This is a genomic window from Variovorax sp. Sphag1AA (assembly GCF_014192575.1).
Lineage (GTDB): Bacteria > Pseudomonadota > Gammaproteobacteria > Burkholderiales > Burkholderiaceae_C > Variovorax.
Window position 1 is genome coordinate 1,219,876 of sequence record NZ_JACHYC010000001.1, and the last position, 20,639, is coordinate 1,240,514.

Annotated in this window: 20 protein-coding genes; 10 read left to right on the top strand and 10 right to left on the bottom strand. The window is 64.9% G+C overall.

The features are described 5' to 3' along the window. The first annotated feature begins 24 nt into the window (after positions 1-24). Positions 25-453, top strand: coding sequence for an Hsp20/alpha crystallin family protein (locus FHW64_RS05950; protein ID WP_184523938.1), 429 nt, complete (start codon positions 25-27; stop codon positions 451-453). A gap of 6 nt (positions 454-459) precedes the next feature. Beyond that, positions 460-1,923, top strand: coding sequence for an AAA family ATPase (locus FHW64_RS05955; protein WP_311733259.1), 1,464 nt, complete (start codon positions 460-462; stop codon positions 1,921-1,923). A 4-nt stretch (positions 1,924-1,927) separates the two neighbouring features. On the opposite strand, the gene FHW64_RS05960 is transcribed toward FHW64_RS05955, so the two are convergent. Next, the gene (locus FHW64_RS05960) at positions 1,928-2,467 is read right to left on the bottom strand and encodes a flavodoxin (protein WP_184523940.1); all 540 of its coding nucleotides are present in this window, start codon (positions 2,465-2,467) and stop codon (positions 1,928-1,930) included. A 182-nt stretch (positions 2,468-2,649) separates the two neighbouring features. Then, positions 2,650-4,278 carry a mechanosensitive ion channel family protein gene (locus FHW64_RS34690; protein WP_184523942.1) on the bottom strand — a complete coding sequence of 543 codons (1,629 nt, stop codon included), beginning with the start codon at positions 4,276-4,278 and terminating at the stop codon, positions 2,650-2,652. 131 nt (positions 4,279-4,409) lie between these two features. Here FHW64_RS34690 and FHW64_RS05970 point away from each other — a divergent pair, with 131 nt between their 5' ends. The 3 genes from FHW64_RS05970 to FHW64_RS05980 all read left to right on the top strand — a co-directional run bounded on the left by FHW64_RS05970 (position 4,410) and on the right by FHW64_RS05980 (position 7,377). Then, positions 4,410-4,742, top strand: coding sequence for a hypothetical protein (locus FHW64_RS05970; protein WP_184523944.1), 333 nt, complete (start codon positions 4,410-4,412; stop codon positions 4,740-4,742). 76 nt (positions 4,743-4,818) lie between these two features. Next, positions 4,819-5,637 carry a polyphosphate kinase 2 gene (ppk2, locus tag FHW64_RS05975; RefSeq protein ID WP_184524309.1) on the top strand — a complete coding sequence of 273 codons (819 nt, stop codon included), beginning with the start codon at positions 4,819-4,821 and terminating at the stop codon, positions 5,635-5,637. Between the two features lie 15 nt (positions 5,638-5,652). Then, positions 5,653-7,377, top strand: coding sequence for a SulP family inorganic anion transporter (locus tag FHW64_RS05980; RefSeq protein ID WP_184523946.1), 1,725 nt, complete (start codon positions 5,653-5,655; stop codon positions 7,375-7,377). Here the strand turns inward: FHW64_RS05980 and FHW64_RS05985 are convergent. Continuing rightward, entirely contained in the window at positions 7,352-7,840 is a 489-nt protein-coding gene (locus FHW64_RS05985) for a hypothetical protein (RefSeq protein ID WP_184523947.1), read from the bottom strand. The genes FHW64_RS05980 and FHW64_RS05985 overlap by 26 nt on opposite strands. Before the next feature lie 196 nt (positions 7,841-8,036). Between FHW64_RS05985 and FHW64_RS05990 the strand changes: the two genes are divergently transcribed. Then, positions 8,037-9,398 carry a DUF2252 domain-containing protein gene (locus tag FHW64_RS05990; RefSeq protein ID WP_184524311.1) on the top strand — a complete coding sequence of 454 codons (1,362 nt, stop codon included), beginning with the start codon at positions 8,037-8,039 and terminating at the stop codon, positions 9,396-9,398. On the opposite strand, the gene FHW64_RS05995 is transcribed toward FHW64_RS05990, so the two are convergent. Both FHW64_RS05995 and FHW64_RS06000 read right to left on the bottom strand, forming a co-directional pair. Further along, entirely contained in the window at positions 9,366-10,862 is a 1,497-nt protein-coding gene (locus FHW64_RS05995) for a patatin-like phospholipase family protein (RefSeq protein ID WP_184523949.1), read from the bottom strand. The genes FHW64_RS05990 and FHW64_RS05995 overlap by 33 nt on opposite strands. Before the next feature lie 4 nt (positions 10,863-10,866). Then, positions 10,867-12,219 carry an MBL fold metallo-hydrolase RNA specificity domain-containing protein gene (locus FHW64_RS06000; RefSeq protein ID WP_184523951.1) on the bottom strand — a complete coding sequence of 451 codons (1,353 nt, stop codon included), beginning with the start codon at positions 12,217-12,219 and terminating at the stop codon, positions 10,867-10,869. A gap of 196 nt (positions 12,220-12,415) precedes the next feature. Here FHW64_RS06000 and FHW64_RS06005 point away from each other — a divergent pair, with 196 nt between their 5' ends. Then, positions 12,416-12,982, top strand: a complete 567-nt coding sequence (locus tag FHW64_RS06005) for a YSC84-related protein (RefSeq protein WP_184523953.1) — start codon at positions 12,416-12,418, stop codon at positions 12,980-12,982. A 234-nt stretch (positions 12,983-13,216) separates the two neighbouring features. Here the strand turns inward: FHW64_RS06005 and FHW64_RS06010 are convergent, their stop codons facing one another. Continuing rightward, a complete protein-coding gene (locus tag FHW64_RS06010) occupies positions 13,217-13,834 on the bottom strand; it encodes a hypothetical protein (protein WP_184523955.1) in 618 nt (205 codons plus the stop codon). A 52-nt stretch (positions 13,835-13,886) separates the two neighbouring features. On the opposite strand from FHW64_RS06010, the gene FHW64_RS06015 reads away from it, so the two are divergent. The 3 genes from FHW64_RS06015 (at position 13,887) to FHW64_RS06025 (ending at position 14,867) form a co-directional block, all read left to right on the top strand. Beyond that, the gene (locus tag FHW64_RS06015; RefSeq protein WP_184523957.1) at positions 13,887-14,420 is read left to right on the top strand and encodes a universal stress protein; all 534 of its coding nucleotides are present in this window, start codon (positions 13,887-13,889) and stop codon (positions 14,418-14,420) included. 82 nt (positions 14,421-14,502) lie between these two features. Continuing rightward, positions 14,503-14,718, top strand: coding sequence for a DUF2892 domain-containing protein (locus FHW64_RS06020; RefSeq protein WP_184523959.1), 216 nt, complete (start codon positions 14,503-14,505; stop codon positions 14,716-14,718). Then, positions 14,715-14,867, top strand: a complete 153-nt coding sequence (locus FHW64_RS06025) for a hypothetical protein (RefSeq protein ID WP_184523961.1) — start codon at positions 14,715-14,717, stop codon at positions 14,865-14,867. The genes FHW64_RS06020 and FHW64_RS06025 overlap by 4 nt, the downstream gene beginning before the upstream one ends. On the opposite strand, the gene FHW64_RS06030 is transcribed toward FHW64_RS06025, so the two are convergent. The 4 genes from FHW64_RS06030 to FHW64_RS06045 all read right to left on the bottom strand — a co-directional run bounded on the left by FHW64_RS06030 (position 14,854) and on the right by FHW64_RS06045 (position 20,603). Then, complete coding sequence (locus FHW64_RS06030; RefSeq protein ID WP_184524312.1) at positions 14,854-15,522, bottom strand: ABC transporter ATP-binding protein; 669 nt, start codon at positions 15,520-15,522, stop codon at positions 14,854-14,856. The genes FHW64_RS06025 and FHW64_RS06030 overlap by 14 nt on opposite strands. 13 nt (positions 15,523-15,535) lie before the next feature. Then, the gene (locus tag FHW64_RS06035; RefSeq protein WP_184523963.1) at positions 15,536-16,771 is read right to left on the bottom strand and encodes an FtsX-like permease family protein; all 1,236 of its coding nucleotides are present in this window, start codon (positions 16,769-16,771) and stop codon (positions 15,536-15,538) included. Between the two features lie 14 nt (positions 16,772-16,785). Beyond that, entirely contained in the window at positions 16,786-18,117 is a 1,332-nt protein-coding gene (locus FHW64_RS06040; RefSeq protein ID WP_184523965.1) for an efflux RND transporter periplasmic adaptor subunit, read from the bottom strand. Between the two features lie 113 nt (positions 18,118-18,230). Beyond that, positions 18,231-20,603, bottom strand: coding sequence for a phosphoketolase (locus tag FHW64_RS06045; RefSeq protein WP_184523967.1), 2,373 nt, complete (start codon positions 20,601-20,603; stop codon positions 18,231-18,233). Between the last annotated feature and the right edge of the window lie 36 nt (positions 20,604-20,639).

A 20,639-nucleotide genomic window follows, 5' to 3' on the forward strand; every position in this document is an offset into this window, starting at 1 on the left:
CATTTTTCGATCCGAGGAACCATCATGAGCAACCTGAGACTGCTGGACCCGGTGTTCGGCAACGACTTCGAAACGGCGCTGCGACGCTTCTTCTCTCCCACCGTCTTCGAGGGCGAACCGGCCCCGCTGAAGATGCGCATCGACGTGACCGAAAACGAGAAGGCCTTCAATGTGAAGGCCGACATCCCGGGCGTGAAGAAGGAAGACATCAGCATCAAGGTCGACGGCAACACCGTCAGCATCGATGCCGAGGCCAAGTCGGAAAAGGAAACCAGAGGCGACGGCGACAAGGTCCTTCGCAGCGAGCGCTACTACGGCTCGATCTCGCGCACCTTCAGCCTGGGCCAGGACGTGGATGACACCAAGGTGCAGGCCAAGTACGCCGACGGCGTCCTCACGCTCGAACTCCCGAAGAGGGCGCCGGCCCCCGCTTCGAAGATCGTCATCCAGTAGGCCCTCGTGCCTGCTGAGCCGGTTGTTCCGATCCCGCCGGGCCAACTGGCGGAGCGCGCGGCACTCGTGCACGCCCTCGCACAGGGCCTCGGTGCGCAGGTCCTCGAGACGCACATCTCGTGGATCCTGCTCACGCCCGCTTTTGCCTTCAAGGTGAAGAAGCCGGTGCGCTTCGCATTCCTGGACTACGCGACCCTGCAGAAGCGGCGCCACTTCTGCCATGAGGAAGTGCGCGTGAATCGACGAACGGCGCCTTCGCTCTATCTGGGCGTCGCGCGCATCACGGGCGATGCCTCGTCGCCGGAGATCGATGGCCCGGGGCCGGTGATCGACTATGCAGTACGCATGCGGCGCTTTGCCGACGGCGCCCTGTTCAGCGAGCGACTAGCGGCGGGCGCGCTGTCCGTACGCGACGTGGACAGTCTGGCGGCGATGCTGACTGCGGCGCACGCCGCCGCGCCGGTCAGCCGTCGCGCGCCGGGAGCGCACGCGAGCCCGTTTTCGCGCGGGCTGGCTGCGCTCGATGGCGCGCGCCCCGCCTTTTCCGCCGCCGAGTGCGACGAACTGCGCGCATGGCTGGAAGCAGGAGGCCGAAAGCTCTGGCCCCAATGGATCGCGCGGCGAAGAAGCGGCCACGTCCGCGAATGCCACGGCGACCTTCACCTGGGCAACATCATCGACCTCGACGGGCAACCCGCCGCCTTCGATGCCATCGACTTCGATCCGGCGCTTCGATGGATCGATATTGCCGAGGACGCTGCGTTTCCCGCCATGGACTTTGCGGCGCAGGGCCGTCCTGACTTCGCATGGCGCTTCATCAATGCGTGGCTCGATGCCACGGGCGAGCACGAGGCGGCAGGCGTTTTGCGCTACGCGCTGGTCTACCGTGCACTGGTACGCGCGCAGGCGGAACAGATGCGGGCACCGTCCGGCGACGCGGCCGCGCGCTACGCGCGGGAGGCACTCGCGTGGTCCCGTCCGGTCCCGCCCTGCCTGGTGATCACGCACGGCCTGCCGGGCTCCGGCAAGACTTTCCAGTCGCAGAGGCTGCTGGAGCGGCTCGGAGCGATCCGCGTGCGCTCCGATGTCGAACGCAAGCGCCTGTTCGGACTGGGCGCGCTGGAAAGCTCCCGCGCCCGCGGGCTCGACATCTATTCGCGCGAGGCGACCGCCAGCACCTACGCGCGGCTCTTCGCCCTCGCCCAGATCGCTCTTGCGGCAGGCTTCAATGCGGTCATCGACGCGGCATTCCTGCGACGCAGCGAACGCGATGCGGCGCACGACCTCGCCCGGGCATGCGGAGCCCGCTTCGAGATCCTCGTGTGCCAGGCGCCCGACGAGATCCTTCAGCAGCGCATTGCCGCGCGGACATCCGACGCCTCCGAGGCCGACGCTGCCGTGCTGCGCCAACTGCGTGGCGTTGCGGAGCCGCTCGGGGCGGACGAGAAGATCTTGAGCCTTGACGACTAGCGACTCATTGCCGTGACAAGGCTATGTCTGCTTCGGTCAATGCACGATGACCACGCGACTGGTCAACTGAGGCCGACTTCAGTGCATCGCCGAAGGCAAGCAGTCGTGATGTGCCGCTGCCATCCTCGATCTCGCGAACCAGGAATTCCGCCGTAAGAATCGGCGCGCTTTTCAGGAGCCGCGCAGCCTCTGCCACTGCGTTCGACGCACCAGCCCCGTTCATGGTCGTGATCTGTGCGACCCGTGGCAACCGCTTGGCGTTGTGCGCAAGGAACGTACGCATCGGGCCCGCCATCTGGTAAGCCCAGATCGGCGAAATGATGACGACTGCGTCGAAGTCCGCAGGCTCCGGCCCCTCGTAGCGAATCGCGGGCCGGAGGCGAAGCATTGAATCGAGCACGCATCGCAAGCCACCCATGAATCCTGCTCGCGGATGGCTGTCGCGGATCTCACCGATCGGCCAGCCATGGTGTGAGGCAAGCAGCTGCGCGACTCGCCGACAAACGCCGCTGTACGAATAGAAGACGACCAACGTCTTGTCCATGCTGAACTCCTTCGAAAGACATCAGGATCATTGGTCGTCTTGTCAGCTCCGGGCTTGCGCCAGGTCAAGCGAACGCCTTCTCGCCAGCGCGCAGGGATCTTCGGCCGGGAGCGCACGAAGGTGCGGTGTTGATCCAAGCGCAAGCTCAACCGTGCGTGGGCAAGTACATGCCGTGAGGCGCCCTAGTTCCGGGAGGCTACCGACGAAACCGGAGACGCCGGGGACGCATACCACTGCCCCTTCGGCACCACCACCGAGTGTTCCGGCTGTCCAAGGAAGTGCGGCGACATGATCTGAACGCCGTGCTCGTTGAAGGCGTCCTGGATGCTCGCGTGAAGGGCCGACAGGACCGGAATCCGATCCGCCGGCTTCTCGATGCTGGCAAACAGCTCGTACTCCACGTAGAAGTCCGACAAGGCGCGCTGATAGACATAGGGCGCCGGTGTCGCGCGAACGCCATTCGTCTTGCAGGCCGCCTCGATCAGCAGCGCGTGCACCTGGCGCCACGGCGCGTCGTAGCCGATGGTCACCTTGGTGCTCAGCAGCGTGCCATGGGTGCCAGAGAGCTTGGAGTAGTTGTGGATAGGGCTGGCGATGACCACGGAGTTGGGGATCGTGATCTCGTCGTTGCGCACATTGGTGATCTTGGTCGCCAGCGCTGCCACCTCGGTCACCACGCCCTGCACACCATTGATGTCGACGAAGTCGCCCTTGTGCAATGAGCGCGAATAGACCACGACGAGGCCGCTCATGAGCTGTGTCACCAGTCCGGTGGACCCGAGGGTCACCATCACGCCGAAGAGGACCGACAGGCCCTTGAACACGTCGCTGCTGGCGCCCGGAAGGAATGGATAGGCCACTGCGATGCCGACGCACCAGGCAAAAGCCGTGAAGATGCGACGGGTCGCGCTGACGGTATCCGGGTGTAGTAGCGGCAGGCGCAAGCGCCCCTGCTGCAGCGCATCGAACAGGTAGCCGAGCAAGTCGACGATCGCGCGCGTGAGTGCAAGGACGATCAGGACCGTGGCGAGTCCCGGCAGGCTGTCGAGCGCGCCTTCGGCCAGCCATGAGAGCTTCAGAACAAGCCAGTCACCCAGGTCGTTCGCGATGGGCGCCGTGGCGACGAAGCTCGCCAGCACGAAATGCGCCCAGGAATAGACAAGCGCGAGCAGGACGAGCCATTGAAGCACCTGCAGCATGCCGACCACGACCCGTGCGAGGAACTCGCGCCAGTCCACATAGGAAAAGCGGGCCGCCAGGACATCGCGTCTTTTTTCCATGAGCCCAACGATCCGTGTCATCCCTCGATGGGTCACCCAGGTCAGGATGCAGAAAAGAAGGGTCGCACCGAGCGCCCGCGCCACTCCATGCAGCAGCAAGGGCCTGCTGCGCATCTGCCCCCATGCAGCATGGACCACCTCCATGTGTTCCCGTGTCTGTTCGACGAGCGCGTGCAGGTCCTGCTTCGCCTCGGGGTCGACATCACCCTCGACGACCGAGAACAGCGGAAGGTCGCCAAGGAGGAACTGCACGCCGCGCGTCTCGCCGGACTGGAACTGCACCGTATTGATCGGCAATGCGATGGCTTCGTCCGGTAGCGCCTGGAGTCGCTCACGAGCGCGCCGCACACGCGCCTGTGGCGTCAGGCTTGCGATGCGCGCCCGCATGGTGACGATGTCGCGGTTCAGGATCCGCAGCGTCGCCGGGTCGTCCTGCGGCGCCGCGTCATTGCCCACGGCCCCCCAAGCGGCAATTGCCGCCATGACCCAGGCGGCGAAGACGGTCACCCACTTCAAGCTCGTCCTGCGCACGGTTGCATCCATGTTCCGTTGTGTTGATCGATGCTAGGAGGACGGACATGGTTGGCGATTGATCTGGATCAAGCCGCGTCGGCCAGCAGAGCGCTGCAATCGAACGCCTGATTCAAAAGAATGGAGACGCCATGACCGAGAAGCTCGATGACCTGAAGACCTGGACCCACCAGATCGACGACGTCATGCATGAGATCGTCCGCGAGGCGGCGATCTGTGACGTGAAGCTGCTGGACCCGGGTGTGATCGAAGCGGTGCTGCAGAACAACGATTCGGTGTGCGGCCACCAGAACCCGAGGGCATTCAAGAAGCTGCGCGACATGCTGATGCTGGGATTCATCATGCGCGACAAGGTCTATGAAAAGCTCGGGCCGGTCGAGTCCGAAGAACTGATCGGCACCATTCGCAACAAGCTACGCGAGCGCATGGGCGGAAGGCTCGGCGGCAGGTCGGCGGCATCGTGAGACGAGGAGCATCACCATGAAAACCACTCGAAAGAGCGACACGCCGATCGAAACTGCCGCGCGGGAAGCCGCACCAATGGTCAAGCCCGAGGCGGATGCTGCGGTGAAAGCCGGCAAACGGGATCGGATCTCCAACAAGGCATACGAGAAGGCCTTGCGCAAGCTGCACGTCGAGCTCGTGAAGATGCAGGAATGGGTGATTCGCAAGGGCCTGAAGGTCTGCATCGTCTTCGAAGGACGCGATGGCGCCGGCAAGGGTGGAACGATCAAGGCGCTCACCGAACGCGTGAGTCCGCGCGTTTTCCGCGTCGTCGCATTGCCCGCGCCGACCGAACGCGAGAAGTCGCAGATGTACGTTCAGCGCTATCTGCCGCACCTGCCGGCCGCCGGCGAGGTCGTGATCTTCGACCGGAGCTGGTACAACCGCGCGGGTGTCGAGCGGGTAATGGGTTTCTGCACCGAGGAGCAAGTCGAGGGCTTCCTCGAGATGACGCCGCTGGTGGAGCGGGCGATCGTTGCCTCGGGTGTGATCCTCCTGAAGTACTGGCTTGAGGTCACGCCCGAAGAACAGACCCGTCGGCTGGAGTCGCGTGTCCACGATGGTCGCAAGACCTGGAAGCTCTCACCGATGGATCTGAAGTCGTACAGCCGGTGGTACGACTACTCGCGCGCCCGCGATGCGATGTTTGCCGCGACTGACACGGGCTTCGCGCCGTGGTACTTCGCCCCTTCGGACAGCAAGAAGAAGGTGCGGTTGAACATCATCGATCACATCCTGGCGCAAGTACCGTACAAGGACCTGCCTCACGAGAAGATCGTTTTGCCCAAGCGGCAAAAGCGTGGCGACTATCAGGAGTCCCATTACTCGTTCAAGGTAATTCCGGAGAAGTACTGAGAGCCGAGGCCTCAAATGCAGGATCTCGCCACAGCGCCCATCGAGCGCGGTCCGGCTGCGCGAAAGACCGGACGTCGCTACAGCAGCGATTGGTTGAAGGCGGATGTGGTCGCTGGCCTGACAGTCGCGGCCGTGGTGATTCCAAAATCGCTGGCGTATGCCACGGTCGCCGGGCTGCCCATCCAGGTGGGCCTGTACACGGCCTTCCTGCCGATGATCATCTATGCGCTGCTCGGGACCTCGCGACCGCTCAGCGTGAGCACCACTGCGACGCTGGCGATTCTGACGGCGTCAGCACTTGGGCGGGCCGTACCTGACGGCAATCTGGCTGCCTTGACGACCGCCGTCGCAACCTTGACTACGCTCGTTGGGGTGACGCTCCTGCTGGCGTCAGTTCTGCGGCTCGGCTTCGTCGCCAACTTCATCTCCGACCCTGTACTCACCGGATTCAAGGCCGGGATCGCGATCGTCATCGTGGTGGATCAGCTGCCCAAGCTCTTGGGCATCCACTTCGACAAAGGAACGTTTTTCCACAACGTCCAGGAGATCCTGATCAACCTGCCTCACCTGTCGCTCGCAACCCTGGCGCTGGGCGCGGCCACGGTATGCACGCTTCTTGTCATCGAGCACCTGTGGCCCAAGGCACCGGCGCCTCTCATTGCGGTCGCTGGCGGAATCGCCAGTGTCGCCCTCTTCGGCTTGTCCTCGCATGGCGTTGGGTTGGTCGGCAACATCCCCACGGGTCTGCCACGTTTGACGTTGCCCGACCGGACGCTCATTCTGGAACTCTGGCCAGCCGCCGTAGGCATCGCGCTCATGAGCTTCACCGAAACGGTCGCGGCTGGGCGGGCGTTTGTTCGCGATGACGAGCCAATCCCTTCGGCGAACCGGGAGCTGCTCGCCACCGGCGTCGCCAACATCGGCGGCGCGTTGCTTGGTGCCATGCCCGGCGGCGGCGGCACGTCACAGACGGCGGTCAATCGACTGGCTGGCGCGCGCACTCAAGTGGCGGAACTGATCACCGCGGCAGGAACGCTCTGCACGATGCTGGTGCTGGCTCCGTTCATCGCGCAGATGCCGCACGCCACCCTCGCCGCAGTGGTCATCGTGTATTCCGTCGGGTTGATCGATCCAGCCGAGTTTCGATCGATCCTGACGATTCGCCGGACCGAGTTCGTGTGGGCAATTGCCGCCATGGTGGGCGTCGTCGTTCTTGGGACGTTGCAGGGCATCGTGATCGCCATTGCCGTCTCCCTGCTGGCGCTTGCGCACCAGGTTTCGGACCCGACGCTGCATGTCATTGGCCGCAAGCCGGGGACCCGAATCTTCCGCCCTGCATCACCGGAACATCCCGACGACGAGCAGGTCGCGGGCCTGTTGATCCTCCGGCCCGAAGGTCGCATCTTCTTTGCCAATGCGCAGCGCCTGGCCCACAAGATGATGGCTCTTGTCTCGGCTGCCGCCCCGCGCGTCGTCGTGCTGGACCTGCGCGCAGTGTTCGATCTTGAATACACGGCGCTGAAGATGCTGACAGCGGCCGAGAAGAAGTCCCGGGCCGAAGGCCGGGAAGTCTGGCTGGTCGGTCTGACGCCGAACGTCATGCAACTGGTCCGGCGCTCGCCGCTGAACGACGCGCTGAGGCACGGGCGGATGTTCGCGCGGCTGGAAGATGCTGTGGCGAAGTTCGAATCGATTCCACGAAGCACTACGCCTGTCAGCGAAGAAGCCTCATTGCCCTGAGCGTGAGCGCGCGCGCTATCGAGTACGGCAGGCAGATCAGCACAGGTCCCAGGACCACCGCGGCGCCCGGATAGACGCGGCCGTAGATCAGGAATTGCGCGATCACGTCGAACACGATCGACATGGCCACCAGGTCGCGCACTGCCGCCAGGCCGCTTCGAAGGAGTGCCTTGCGTTCATCCGAACCCGTGAGCAGCGCGTACAGGAAGGGTGGGCGCCCCATGTGTGCATCGATCCTGCCGCTGCGAACTCCAAGAAAGATCGCCACGGCCGGCTGCAATATGAAGCGCATGCGCCCCGGCCCGGTAAGCCGCTGTGGAAGATCGTCGAGGAACTGATGGGAGAACAGGTAGATGCGCCCGGTCTCGAACGTGTCGACGATGGCCGATGGCAATGCGGCCAGCAGCACCAGCCCGGCAACGACGGTGAGGGCCGTGCTCAAAGTGCTTCGGCTGAATTTCATCGTGCACCTCGACCGACGAACTGCGAATGCTGCCGATGATCGGCCGCATCTGTTCGCCCGGCTTGATTCAAATCAACGTGCGCGCGACCCGAAGCTCTAACCTTCCTTGGCTGACGATCTCGAAGGAGTCGCAATGAAAGCCAAGTCCGAAAAGCCGGTGCAGAGCGCCGAAGAGGCACGCGAAGCTCCCCAGTACATGAGCGTCGATCAGAGAGCGGCCCAGGGCCGGAAGCTGCGCGACAAGGTGCCTCGCGCCTCGCACGCGGGGTGGTCCGAGCCGCGAAACCGGCGTGATCCGCTCGAACTCCTCCTGCAATCGAACGAAGGGCGCATTCCCGAACTGGTGCCGATCCGGTTCGGCCGGATGTCGACATCTCCGTTCGCGTTCTATCGGGGCGCGGCCGCTCTCATGGCGGCCGACCTCGCCACGACACCGGCCAGCGGGCTGCGGGTGCAGGCGTGCGGCGATGCGCACCTCATGAACTTCGGAGGCTTTGCCACGCCCGAGCGCAATGTCATCTTCGACGTGAACGATCTGGACGAAACCCTGCCCGCGCCGTTCGAGTGGGATCTGAAGCGGCTGGCGGCCAGCGTGGTCATCGCGGCCGAACACCTGATGTTCCCCAACAGCGACACTGCCCGAATCGCCGCTGACGTCGTCAAGGAATATCGCGAGCGGATGTTCGACTACGCCGGCATGCGCGCCCTGGACATCTGGTACGACAGGATCGACCTGCGCAAGTATTCCGACCGGGCAGGAGATCCCGACGTCGTGGCCGATGCGCGCAAGCGCCTGGCGGAGAGGATCGAAACCGAGCAGCGCAAGACCGTGGCCGACCACCTGTATCCGAAGCTGGTTTCCGAGCAGGGCACGCTGCCTCGCATCAAGGACGATCCGCCCTTGATCTACCACCCGAGCCTCGAGCAGGCGCCGGGCCTCCAATCCGGCTACACCGACGCCATTGCCCGTTACCGGGAAAGCCTGCCTGAACATGTCCGCACGCTCTTCGACAGGTTCCATTTCATCGACCTGGCCGTCAAGGTGGTGGGCGTGGGAAGCGTCGGCACGATGTGCTCCGTCTGTCTCTTTCTCGCCGGCGACGGAGATCCTCTCTTCCTGCAGGTTAAGGAAGCGCGGGCGTCGGTTCTCGAGCCGTATGCCGGCAAGAGCCTGCACCCGAACCATGGGCAGCGCGTCATCGCGGGCCAGCGCCTCATGCAGGCGGCAAGCGACGTATTTCTCGGCTGGACGCAGGGAATGAACGGACGGCACTTCTACATCCGGCAATTGCGCGACATGAAGATGTCGGCCGTCATCGAAGACTGGGACGTGGGAATCCTGCGCCAATACGGCCGCATGTGTGCGCACGCCCTTGCCCGCGCGCATGCCCGTTCCGGCGACCCGGCGGCCATCGCTGGCTACATGGGCTCGGGACAGTCCTTCGAAGACGCCGTGGGCGAATTCGCGACCGAGTACAGCCAGCAGAACCGCAAGGACTATCGCGCGTTCCTCAAGGCGATCCGGTCAGGGAGGATCGAGGCGATCGTCGAGGGCTGACGGTTTCGGGTTCGCCTTTGGCCTGGAGGCAACGCCTTCAAGCATGTCCTGCCGCAATGCGCGAAACGCCGGCGCTTCGCGCAGCAGGCGCCCGCCCAGTTCGCGCAGGCGGTCGACTGCATCGTCGGACAGGACGAAGCTGGTCGGCAGGTTCATGAAGTAGTGCCGCTCCTCCGGGTCGGGGATGGACTCGAAGCTCACGTCGATGGCGTCGAAACGCAGCCTTGGCACGGAGGCCTCCGCCTGCGCCTTCGGCATGCCGGCGAGCTGTCTCTCGGCCACTTCGAGCCGGCGCTTGTCGGCCCACCGCTCGGCGATGTCCTTCAAAAGCTCGACCGACTCGGAAGAGAAATGATCGATCGGTACGCTCGATGACTGGAATAGCTGCGACACCATGCCTGGCGCGCGCGATCGGCGATCCCAGTCGGTGTCCGGTGCGGAGCGGGAGTTGACCACCACCACCACGATCCGGCGCAGTTGGCGCAACCCGATCTGCTCCTGGTAGGCGCGGCTGGCCTCCAGCTCTTCCAGCGACTCCAGCAGTCCGCGCAAACCGAGGTTGTCGGAAACGCCGCCGTCGACCACATGAAGATAGGGGCGGTTCGCGCTGTCCTGCAGGCTCTGCATGTCGCGATAGCGCAGCAAAGCCCGACCGGCCGGGCGCGAGGGCTTGTCAGGGAGGGTGACGTCGCGCACCCACGGAGGCATGACGGCACCGCAACTGCCGCCGTAGTTGTAGTAGGTGACCGGCGAGAGCACGGCAGGCACGGCAGACGACGTCGCTGCCGCCCGCGCCAGCCGCACCTTGCCGACATCCGAGCAGATCAGATCGAAGTGATCCTGGGAGAACTGGAAGCGCGCGCCGGTCGAAAGGTCGGTGCCGGTGACGGCGGTGATGGGCGTGGGCTTGTCCATCAGATCGTCGAAGGTTGCGCCGTTGAAGAGGATCTGGTCGTAATAGTCGGCGGCCATCTCCGAACGGCCGTAGAGGCCGCTACCGAGCGCAAACCAGTTGAGCGGGTTCAACGCGCGCCGTGTCAGCGTGCCCTGCACATCCTTCTTGAGAAAACGGGATTCGTATTCGGTGAAGAGCTTGTCACCGTACAGCGCATAGGCGAGTGCGGTGAAGCTGCCGCCCGAGACCCCCGCAATGGCGTCGACCTCGGCGAGGAGATTCACGTTCTTGCCGTCGACCTGGATGTTCGTGCGGCGCAGTTCCTCGAGCACGCCATACGAAAAGGCCGCCGCGCGCGTGCCACCGCCGGAGAAGGTCAGCAGGAACAGCGTGTCCGGGTCGTTCTTGGCACTGTGCGTGTGCCTGAGCCTGTTGCCCACGCGATACCCGTTGTCCAGGTCCACGTGGTCGATGCGCGGATTCACCGGTGCGAGTGCAGTGCATCCCCCGAGCGCCAGCACTGTGGGCAGCACAAGCACGAAGGCCAGTCCGTAGCAACGTCCGGTCATCGCGTCACAAGGTCACCGTCTGCCCGTAGTCCGGCACGCAGGCCTGCCAGTGGAACCGCTCTTCGATCGCGAGACGCAGCGCATCGGCGGCGACCGGCTCACCGTGTGTCACGAACACCCGCTTCGGCGCAGGCAGATCGTCCAGCCACGCCAGCAGCTGACCGCGATCGGCATGCGCCGAGAGCATGTCCAACCCGACCACTTCGGCACGCACGGGCACATAGGCGCCATGGATCTTGATGTCCCTGGCCCCGGCCAGCATCGCCGCACCGCGGGTCCCGGCGGCCTGGTAGCCGACGAAAAGGATCGTGCTCCTTGGATCGGGTGCATAGGCCTTCAGGTGATGCAGCACCCGCCCGCCGGTCGCCATGCCGCTTGCCGAGACGATCACCGAAGGAAAGCTCAATCCGTTGAGGCGTTTCGACTCCTCGAGCGTGTTGACGAATTTCACCTCCCGGCCCAGCGCGGCGCATTGACCCGCATCCAGTTGGTGCTGGTCCGAATAGCGCCGCATGATGTGCGTCGCGTCGGCCGCCATCGGACTGTTGAGATACACCGGCAGGTCGGGAATCCGGCGCGCCACCTTCAGCAGGTGGATGCAGTGCAGCAACGTCTGCGCCCTGCCCACCGCAAACGCCGGCACCAGGACGATGCCGCCCCTCGCAGCCGTCCGGCCGATCACTTCGGCGATCGCCGACAAGGTGTCCACCTTGGGATGCACGCGATCACCGTAGGTCGACTCGATGACCACGTAGTCGGCGGGCTCCGGCCGCTCGGGAGGACGCATCACCAGGTCGTCGTCCCGACCCAGATCGCCGGAAAAAAGAATGCTGCCGCCGTCCCATGCGATGTGGATGCTCGCGGCGCCCAGGATGTGGCCGGCGCGTCGCATCCGCCAGGTCCAGCCCGGCCAGGGCGCATATGCCTTGTCGAAATCCAGGACCTCGAAGCGTCCCAGGGCGGCACGCGCTTCGTCCTGCGTATACAGCGGCAGCGCGGGCGTGTGGCGGGAATGACCGTGCCGATTGGCGTAGTCGGCCTCCTCCTCCTGCAGGTAGCCCGAATCCGGCAGCAGCAGTTCGCACAGGTCGCGCGTGGCCCGCGTGGCATAGACCGGGCCTTTGAAGCCCAGCTTGATCAGGCGTGGCACGAGCCCACTGTGATCGAGATGCGCATGCGTCAACAGGACCGCATCGATCTCGGAGGCCCTGACCGGCAACGGCTCCCAGTTGCGCAGCCGCAATTGCTTCAGGCCCTGGAAGAGCCCGCAATCCACGAGCAGGCGACGGCCAGCATGTTCCAGCAGGTATTTCGATCCGGTGACCGTATCGGTGCCGCCGAGAAATTGGATGCGCATGGTGCCTCCTTGTCGCGGCCGAGCTTGGCACACGGCATCGCGCCGCAGTTGATCTTCGTCAAACCTCCCGCGATCGACGCGACCGGCAACGTGCGCCAGACAGCTGATTCGATTGACGTGCATCAAACCTCGCCGGGCGGCGCAGCGATGCAATCTTGCCGTGGGCGAACCCCATCCACAACAGAAGGAGAAAGTCATGGACAAGCGTTCATTCCTGGCACTCGGCCTCTCGGGGCTCTTCACTGCCGCATGTTCCACCACTTCCAGTTCCACTTCGGGCGATCCGGCGGCAAAGCGAAGCAGCATCGACGCATCGGTCGATTCGGCGCTCTCCACCCTCCACGCCCAGGTGCCCGGCTCGCGCGAACTGACCGCCAAGGCGAAGGGTGTGCTGGTGTTCCCGTCTGTGGTGTCTGCCGGCCTCGGCGTTGGCGGCTCCTACGGACAAGGGGCACTGCGCGTCGGTGGCCGCTCCGCCGGCTACTACAGCACGACCGGCGCATCGGTCGGCTTCCTGGCCGGCGCCGACTCGAAGGCCGTCTTCGTGCTGTTCATGACGCAGCAAGCGCTGGACAAATTCGTCGCCAGCAACGGATGGACTGCCGGCGCAGACGCCTCGGTCACCATGGCCAAGGCGGGCGCGAGCGCCAGCATCGACACGCAGACCGCGCAACAGCCGGTCATCGGATTCGCATTGAGCAACGCGGGCCTGATGGCCAACCTGAGCCTCGACGGGACGAAGGTCAACAAGATGGCCTTGTGACCCCATGCGAATCAACCGAGGCGATGACTTCGGCCATGAAGCTCACCCGCAATCCGCACCGCGTTGAACGCGAGGTCCATCCTGCCGCGGCAGGCGCCCTCGCGAGCGCAAGCATCCCGCTTCGATGGCAGCCGCGCCGGAACTGGACTGATCTGTCCAGTCCGGGCGCACCGAGGGCACATTTCGTCATCACCCTGGACGAAGACACGCTGGCCAGGCAGCCAAGATGGCCTCTCACTGCGCAATGCCGACAAGGCGGCATTCCAGATGGATGTGCGCGACATGGCCTTCATGCTCTAGGCGCAGGTCGTAGCCGCACGAACGTCTTTTTCCCACCGAGAGCCTGACATGCAGATCCTGAGCCGACTCTTTCACGAGACCCGCGCCGAACGGCGCGACGACGAACTCGATGGATTGGTCATGCGCGTACTTCGCGTCAATCCCTGCTTGCGTCGCGCGCGTGCACATGAGGAGCGCCTGCGAACGGCATTGGCCTGGACTCGGCTGATGCGGCGCAGGGAGATCGTCGAGCGCCTCGTCGACCAACTGGCCATGGACGCGCTCCGATCGATCGTGAAGGACGCCGACGAGCGCCACATGCTCCCACGCGAGCGCGCGTTGCTGGCCGACCGGATCGACGTCCTGCAACGCATGGGCGTCGGTGCGAATTCGACGGCCGGCGACGGACCGCTGGACACCACCGAGCAGGCCAGGATTGACGCACGGCTCGACCAGAGCAACCTCGAGCTCCGCGGTCTCGGCTTGCTGTCCGACGCATTCGATGACCAGCTCGAGCGCTTCTGCAACGCGCTCTTTCGGCCAGACGCGCGCATCCATGGCGGAGCGCAGCATGTGCACGTCCGCCAGACAGTCACCCACGCCTGAATCTTCCAAGGAGTTTTCCATGTATCAAAACATCCTCGTTCCTGTCGACGGCAGCGCCACCTCGTTGCAGGGCCTGGAGCAGGCCATCGCAATGGCACGACTTGCCAACGGTCGCATTCGCCTGATGCACGTCGTCGACGAGTTGTCTTTCGCGCTCGCGACGGACGCATACGCCGGCTACGTCGGCGACTGGATGAGCGTGCTGCGCGAAAACGGCGCCAAGCTCCTGCAGGAATGCCTGCAGAAGGTAGAGGCGGCAGACATCTCCGTGGATACCGTGCTGCGCGACAACCTCGACGGATCGGTGCACGAGCTGGTGACGAAGGAAGCTGCCACCTGGCCCGCCGATCTGATCGTGCTGGGCACCCATGGCCGCCGTGGGGCGAAGCGCCTCTTCCTCGGTAGCAGCGCCGAGAGCATCCTGCGGACGGCCACTGTTCCAGTCCTGCTGGTGCGCGCATCCGAAGGTTCGGCTCCGGACGAAACGAAGCGCGCGGCCGAATGCGAACCCGTCCGCGTTCACTTGCCGGCGGGTGCCCTTGCGATCGAATGAGGCACCCAAGATTGATCCACCTCAACGAATCCACGGCCGCGCAGGCGCACGATGACATGACAACCATGAAGGAGTCATCACCATGTCTCGCAATGTCGGAACCATCGATCGCCTGCTGCGCATCACGTTGGGTCTGGTGCTCATCGGATTGGCCTTCACGGCCACTGTAGGGGTATGGGGCTATGTGGGTCTGGTGCCACTGCTCACGGGTCTGGCCGGGCGTTGCCCGGCCTATTCGCTCTTCGGCATCCGGACCTGCGGCGCAGGCGACACGTCGAACTTGACGGGCAGATCATGAAGCCCACGACACCACCGTCGTTGCGACCGGCGCCCGCTCGGGGAGTCACCTCCTTCGCATGGTCGGTCGCCGCGACACTGGCGCTGCTCGGCGCCGCTGTGGTCTGGCTGGTGTTCGACGCCCTGATCGCCTTCGTCACGCGGGATTGAGCAGCCTTCCGTCCACCACTTGCACAATGCGGTCGCATCGTTGGGCCAGCGCCGCGTTGTGAGTGACAAAGAGCACAGCCATCCCCTCCTTCCGATTGGCCTCGTGCAGCAAGGCGAACACGGCATCAGCCGCCTTCGTATCGAGATTGCCGGTCGGCTCGTCGGCCAGCAGAAGGCGCGGATTCATCGCCAGCGCGCGCGCCACTGCCACCCGCTGTTGCTGGCCTCCACTGAGGTTGGTCGCCAGGTTGTCGCGCCATTTCGTAAGTCCCACGCTGTCCAGCAGCTCGCCCGCCCGGGCGGACATGCCCCGGTCGATGAAGCCCGCGCCGCCGATCATCGGCATCATCACGTTCTCCAGTGCCGTGAAGCCCGTCAGCAGGTTGTGATACTGGAAGACGAAACCGATGCTGTGCCCGCGCAGGCGGGTGATCGCACGGTCGTCGAGGCCCACGGTTTCTTCGCCGCAGATGCGAAGCGATCCGGAGGTCGGCCGGTCAAGCAGGCCGATGATGTTCAGCAGCGTGCTCTTGCCCGAGCCGGAAGGTCCCATGACCGCACAGAATTCGCCGGGAACCAGATCGAGGTCGATGCCATGCAGCACCTCGGTCTCGATCGGCAGTCCGACGTTGAAGGCCTTGCGCACGCCGCGCATTCTCACGACCGGCTCAGCCACGGATCGCCACCACAGGGTCGAGACGCGCCGCTCGCAGCGCGGGCGCGAAGGCTGCCGCCAGACCGGTGAGAGTCGCGAGCAGCATCGCAGCGAAGAACAGGCCCGGCTCGATCTCCACCGGGAAGAAGGGCGTGCCGTCCGGGTTGCGCGCATAGCGCTGCCACAGCCACAGCGCGAACAGCGCCATCGCACAGCCGCCCAGCGAGCCCATCAGACCCAGCACGCCGCCCTGCACCAGGAACACTCGCAGCACCTGCCCGCGTGAAATGCCCATCGCACGCAGGATCCCGATCTCGCGCGACTTCTGCACCACCGACACCACCAGCACGCTGGCGATGCCAAAAGCCACCGACAGCCCGACGAAGAAGCGAATGGTGGTGTTCGAGGTCTTCTGCGCCTGTACAGCGGTGAAGAACTGTGCGTTCGTCGCGATCCAGCTGTCCGCCTCCACGCCGGTGGCAGCCGTGATCTTGCGGGCAACTTCCTCCGCCGCGTATACGTCCCGCACGGTCACGTCGATGCTGGAGACACCGCCTACCAGCCCTAGCAGGCTTTGCGCAGTGCGCAGCGCCACATAGGTGGTGCGCTGGTTGGCGCCCTTGTTGCCAAGATCGAACAGCCCCGTCACTGTCAGCGTGTTGTCGCTGCCCGCGGCGGTGGAAACGCGCACCTTGTCGCCCACGCTGACGCCGAGGTCGCTGGCCAGGTCGATGCCGATCAGGATGTCGGTGTTCGTCAGGCGCGGCGAGCCATGCACGATCTTGTCGGGAATGGTCACGATGCGGAAGTACACCTGCGGGTCGACGCCGATGAGGCTGATCGCGCGGCTCGCATCGCCGCGCACCACCAGCGCGGAACCGCTCGCGGATGGCGAGACGAGGACCACGCCCGGCATCGATTGGATCTGCGCCGCGATCGACTGCCACTGGTCGATCGACTTGATCCGCTGCAGCGGCGGCTGCACGATGGCATCGTCATGCACGCCGATCCCCCCGCTGCCCCGGCGGAGCACACGCGCAACCTCCTTCGGCGGCAGGAGCTGGATGTGCGACTGCGCCGTCAGCACACGCCGGATGAAGTTCGCCTGCAAGGCGACCAGCAACGCCGACATGAAGACGATCACCGCCACGCCGATCGCGATGCCGACGATGATCAAGGCCGTCTGCATGCGTCCCTCCCGCAGAAAGCGCAGGGCGACGATCCATTCGAAGGGAAGGCCGCGCTTCATTGCAACGCCAACCCTCACGCTGCGGACTCGACACGCACACGGGGCTGCAGGCGCGAACCCTCGGCGATGTCCGGTGTCGATGCCGGGACGACCAGGTCGCCCGGCTGCAAGCCCTCGAGCACCTCGCTGAGGCCGCCCGAATGCAGGCCGAGCTTCACGGCCTGACGCCTCACGCGGTGTCCGTCGACCTTCAGTACCCACGGTTGGCCGCGATCGGCATCCCGTACAGCGTCGCTCGAAAGGAGGACGGCCTGACTGCGGAAGGCCGTGCGGATCTGCACCGACACGGTCATGTCCTGGCGCAGGCTGGCCGGCGGATGCGGCACGGCAAACTTGACTTCGACCGAGCCGCGTTGCACGTCCACGCCCGGGTTGATGTAGACCAGTTCGGCGCCGAAGCGCTGGTCGGCGTACGCATCGGCCGATGCAACGGCCTGCTGGCCCATCGAAAGCAGCGCCAGGTTCTTCTCGTCGATCTGAACCACGAGCTGCGTCTCCCCGGCCGGCGAAAGCACCATGAGTGTCTTGCCCGGCTGCACCACATCGCCGGGCTCCACGGAACGATCGATCAACGTGCCGCCCACGGGTGCCTTGATGGTCGTGTACTTCAGACGCGTATGCGCGGCCGCGGCGGCCGCGTTCGCCTCGGCCAGCGCCGTCGTCGCCACGGCATGATCGCTACCGCCGGGCTGCGTGCTGGCGAGCTGTTTGCGGGCCGCGCGCACCAAGGCATCGCTGAGGTCAACCGCCTTCCTCAGATCGTCCAGCGCGGCTTGGCCAACGAAGCCCTGCTCGTGCAATGCCGCGTTTCTTCGCCACTGCGCACGCGCGTTCTCCGCACCGATCTCGGCTTGCCGCAGGGCCTGCTCGGCCACCGGCTCCTGCACTTCACGAACCAGCCTCAGCCGCGCTTCGGCCTGCTGCACTGCCGCGTCGGCCTGGGCTGCGGCCGCCACCCATTCGACATCGGCGAGCTGGATGAGCACCTGCCCCGCAGCGACCTCTTGCCCCTCCTCCACCGGCACCGTCTTCACCTCGCCGGCGAGCTGCGCGCCGATGCTCACCCGGTGAGGCGCCTCGACGTGGCCGCTGGCCACCACCGACTGGATGAAGTCACCACGCACCACTGGCGTGACCGCTACCCGGGGCCCCCAAAGGAGACGCGGCCCGAACACGATGCCCAACGCGATCAGCGCCAGGACGGCCAGAGCCGCAGGCGCGCGGCGCTGGAGCTTCTGGCGGAAACCCACTTCCGGTACTCGCGGCGTCGTGGGCCCCACGGGCGCCACGGCCCGCGTGGCGAGGTCACCGGGATGCACATCGGTGGATGAAGGATCGAGTTTCATGCTGCGGCGGCGCATCAAACGAACAAGCAACCACTCTAGGCGGCGTGCGCCGGGGCGGCATGATGCAGATCAAGCAAACGGCACCCGACTCCGCAGCCGGGCGCGACATGCATTCACTCGCCCCATCGCCAGTTCAGGATCTCCGGCATGTCCTCGCCATGGGCCGTGATCCATGCCCGGTGAGCTTGCAGTCGATCGCGCAGATGCTGCTTCACATGGCCGGCGCTGTCCCGGATCGCATCGACGCAATCGATCGCCGCGGCCGCCAGGTGGAAGCGATCGAGGCGGTTGAGCACCGTCATGTCGAACGGCGTCGTGGTGGTGCCCTCTTCCTGGTAGCCGTGCACATGAAAGTTGCCATGGTTGGTGCGCTTGTACGTCAGTCGATGAATGAGCCAGGGATAGCCGTGGAAAGCGAAGATGACTGGCTTGTCCCCGGTAAAGATCGAGTCGAATTCCGCGTCCGGGAGCCCATGCGGGTGCGCTGAGGGGGACTGCAGCGCCATCAGGTCCACCACATTGACCACCCGGACTTTCAGGCTGGGCAGCTGCTTGCGGAGCAGGTCCACAGCGGCAAGCGTCTCGAGCGTGGGCACATCGCCTGCGCAAGCCATCACGACATCCGGAGCCCCGCCCTGGTCGTTGCTGGCCCAGCTCCAGATACCCATGCCGACGCTGCAGTGCCGCACTGCCGAGGCCATGTCCAGCCATTGCCATTCCGGCTGCTTGCCCGCAACGATCACGTTGACGTAGTTGCGGCTGCGCAGGCTGTGATCCAGCACCGAAAGGAGCGTATTTGCATCGGGCGGCAGATAGACACGCACCACCCCGGGCTTCTTGTTGACGACGTGATCGATGAAACCCGGGTCCTGGTGGCTGAAGCCGTTGTGGTCCTGCCTCCAGACATGACTGGTCAGGAGGTAGTTGAGTGAAGCGATCGGTCGCCGCCAAGGGACCTGGCTCGACACCTTGAGCCACTTGGCGTGCTGGTTGAACATCGAGTCGACGATGTGGATGAAGGCCTCGTAGCACGAGAACAGACCATGGCGGCCCGTGAGCAGATAGCCTTCGAGCCAACCCTGACACAGGTGCTCGCTGAGGACTTCCATCACGCGCCCGCCGGGCGAGACATGATCGTCGCCGGGAAGGATCTCGGCAGTCGAGATGCGGCTGGTGATGTCGAAAACTGCGTCCAGTCGGTTGGAACTGGTCTCATCCGGGCCAAAGACGCGGAAGTTGTCGTCTGCCTCATTCAACGCCATGACATCGCGCAGGAAGCACCCGGCGATGCGCGTGGCCTCAGCCTTCCCGCCTCCCGGAGCGCCGACGTCCACCGCATAGCTGCGGAAATCCGGCATGCGCAAGTTCTTGAGGAGCAGGCCGCCATTCGCATGCGGATTGGCGCTCATGCGCCGCGCTTCCCGTGGTGCCAGAGCTGCAATCTCCGCGCGCAAGGCTCCATCTTCATCGAACAGTTCGTCCGGGCGATAGCTGCGCAGCCACTCCTCGAGGACCGCTACATGAGCAGGGTGATCGGCAAACCCTGCCAACGGAACCTGATGCGCGCGCTGCGTCCCCTCGACGCACACGCCGTCGACCGTCGCGGGCCCAGTCCATCCCTTGGGAGAGCGCAGAACGATCATCGGCCAGTGACGGCGGCGAGTGAAACCATCGGAACGCGCCTCCATCTGGATGGCGTGGATCGCGTCCAGCGATGCGTCCAGTGCCTTGGCCATGGCGCGATGCATCGCCTGGGGTTCGTGACCCACGACGAAATGCGGTTCGTAGCCGTAGCCGCGCATCAGTTGCGCCAATTCGTCGTCACCGATCCGCGCCAACACTGTCGGTCCGGCGATCTTGTAGCCGTTGAGATGCAGGATAGGCAGCACCGCACCGTCCCGCGCGGGGTTCAGGAACTTGTTCGAATGCCAGCTTGCGGCCAGCGCTCCCGTCTCGGCCTCGCCATCGCCCACGACGCAGCAGGCGAGCAGGTCCGGGTTGTCGAAGACCGCACCGTAGGCGTGCAGCAATGAGTAGCCCAGCTCTCCGCCCTCATGGATGGAGCCCGGTGTTTCGGCGCCGACATGGCTCGAAATCCCGCCGGGAAACGAGAACTGCGTGAACAGGCGGCGCAAGCCTTCGGCGTCACGCCCGATGGCTGGGTAGACCTCGCTATAGGTGCCTTCCAGCCAGGTGTTGGCCACCACGCCCGGTCCGCCGTGACCCGGTCCCGCCACGAAGATCGCATCGAGATCCCGTTCCTTGATGGCCCGGTTCATGTGCGCATAGATGAAGTTCAAGCCCGGCGTCGTACCCCAGTGCCCGAGCAGCCGGGGCTTGATGTGCGACAGCGAAAGCGGCTCTTTCAGCAGCGGGTTCTCCGTGAGGTAGATCTGGCCGACCGAGATGTAGTTGGCTGCACGCCACCAGGCATCCAGCAAAGAGAAATCCTCGGATTGCGTTCGGTGATTGGGCTGATGGGTCACGACTGGCTCCTGTGCAATTCGGGCAACTTAGTGCCT

What these genes read in the sequence shown, in the direction of transcription:
- FHW64_RS05970 (WP_184523944.1), top strand. Translation starts at nt 4,410, where the DNA reads ATGACCGAGAAGCTCGATGACCTGAAGACCTGGACCCACCAGATCGAC.
- FHW64_RS05995 (WP_184523949.1), bottom strand. Translation starts at nt 10,862, where the DNA reads ATGACCGGACGTTGCTACGGACTGGCCTTCGTGCTTGTGCTGCCCACA.
- FHW64_RS06035 (WP_184523963.1), bottom strand. Translation starts at nt 16,771, where the DNA reads ATGAAGCGCGGCCTTCCCTTCGAATGGATCGTCGCCCTGCGCTTTCTG.
- FHW64_RS06010 (WP_184523955.1), bottom strand. Translation starts at nt 13,834, where the DNA reads ATGCTGCGCTCCGCCATGGATGCGCGCGTCTGGCCGAAAGAGCGCGTT.
- FHW64_RS05960 (WP_184523940.1), bottom strand. Translation starts at nt 2,467, where the DNA reads ATGGACAAGACGTTGGTCGTCTTCTATTCGTACAGCGGCGTTTGTCGG.
- FHW64_RS06005 (WP_184523953.1), top strand. Translation starts at nt 12,416, where the DNA reads ATGGACAAGCGTTCATTCCTGGCACTCGGCCTCTCGGGGCTCTTCACT.
- FHW64_RS05980 (WP_184523946.1), top strand. Translation starts at nt 5,653, where the DNA reads ATGCAGGATCTCGCCACAGCGCCCATCGAGCGCGGTCCGGCTGCGCGA.
- FHW64_RS05950 (WP_184523938.1), top strand. Translation starts at nt 25, where the DNA reads ATGAGCAACCTGAGACTGCTGGACCCGGTGTTCGGCAACGACTTCGAA.
- FHW64_RS05990 (WP_184524311.1), top strand. Translation starts at nt 8,037, where the DNA reads ATGAGCGTCGATCAGAGAGCGGCCCAGGGCCGGAAGCTGCGCGACAAG.
- FHW64_RS06000 (WP_184523951.1), bottom strand. Translation starts at nt 12,219, where the DNA reads ATGCGCATCCAATTTCTCGGCGGCACCGATACGGTCACCGGATCGAAA.
- FHW64_RS06030 (WP_184524312.1), bottom strand. Translation starts at nt 15,522, where the DNA reads ATGCGCGGCGTGCGCAAGGCCTTCAACGTCGGACTGCCGATCGAGACC.
- ppk2 (WP_184524309.1), top strand. Translation starts at nt 4,819, where the DNA reads ATGGTCAAGCCCGAGGCGGATGCTGCGGTGAAAGCCGGCAAACGGGAT.
- FHW64_RS05985 (WP_184523947.1), bottom strand. Translation starts at nt 7,840, where the DNA reads ATGAAATTCAGCCGAAGCACTTTGAGCACGGCCCTCACCGTCGTTGCC.
- FHW64_RS06040 (WP_184523965.1), bottom strand. Translation starts at nt 18,117, where the DNA reads ATGAAACTCGATCCTTCATCCACCGATGTGCATCCCGGTGACCTCGCC.
- FHW64_RS06015 (WP_184523957.1), top strand. Translation starts at nt 13,887, where the DNA reads ATGTATCAAAACATCCTCGTTCCTGTCGACGGCAGCGCCACCTCGTTG.
- FHW64_RS06025 (WP_184523961.1), top strand. Translation starts at nt 14,715, where the DNA reads ATGAAGCCCACGACACCACCGTCGTTGCGACCGGCGCCCGCTCGGGGA.
- FHW64_RS06020 (WP_184523959.1), top strand. Translation starts at nt 14,503, where the DNA reads ATGTCTCGCAATGTCGGAACCATCGATCGCCTGCTGCGCATCACGTTG.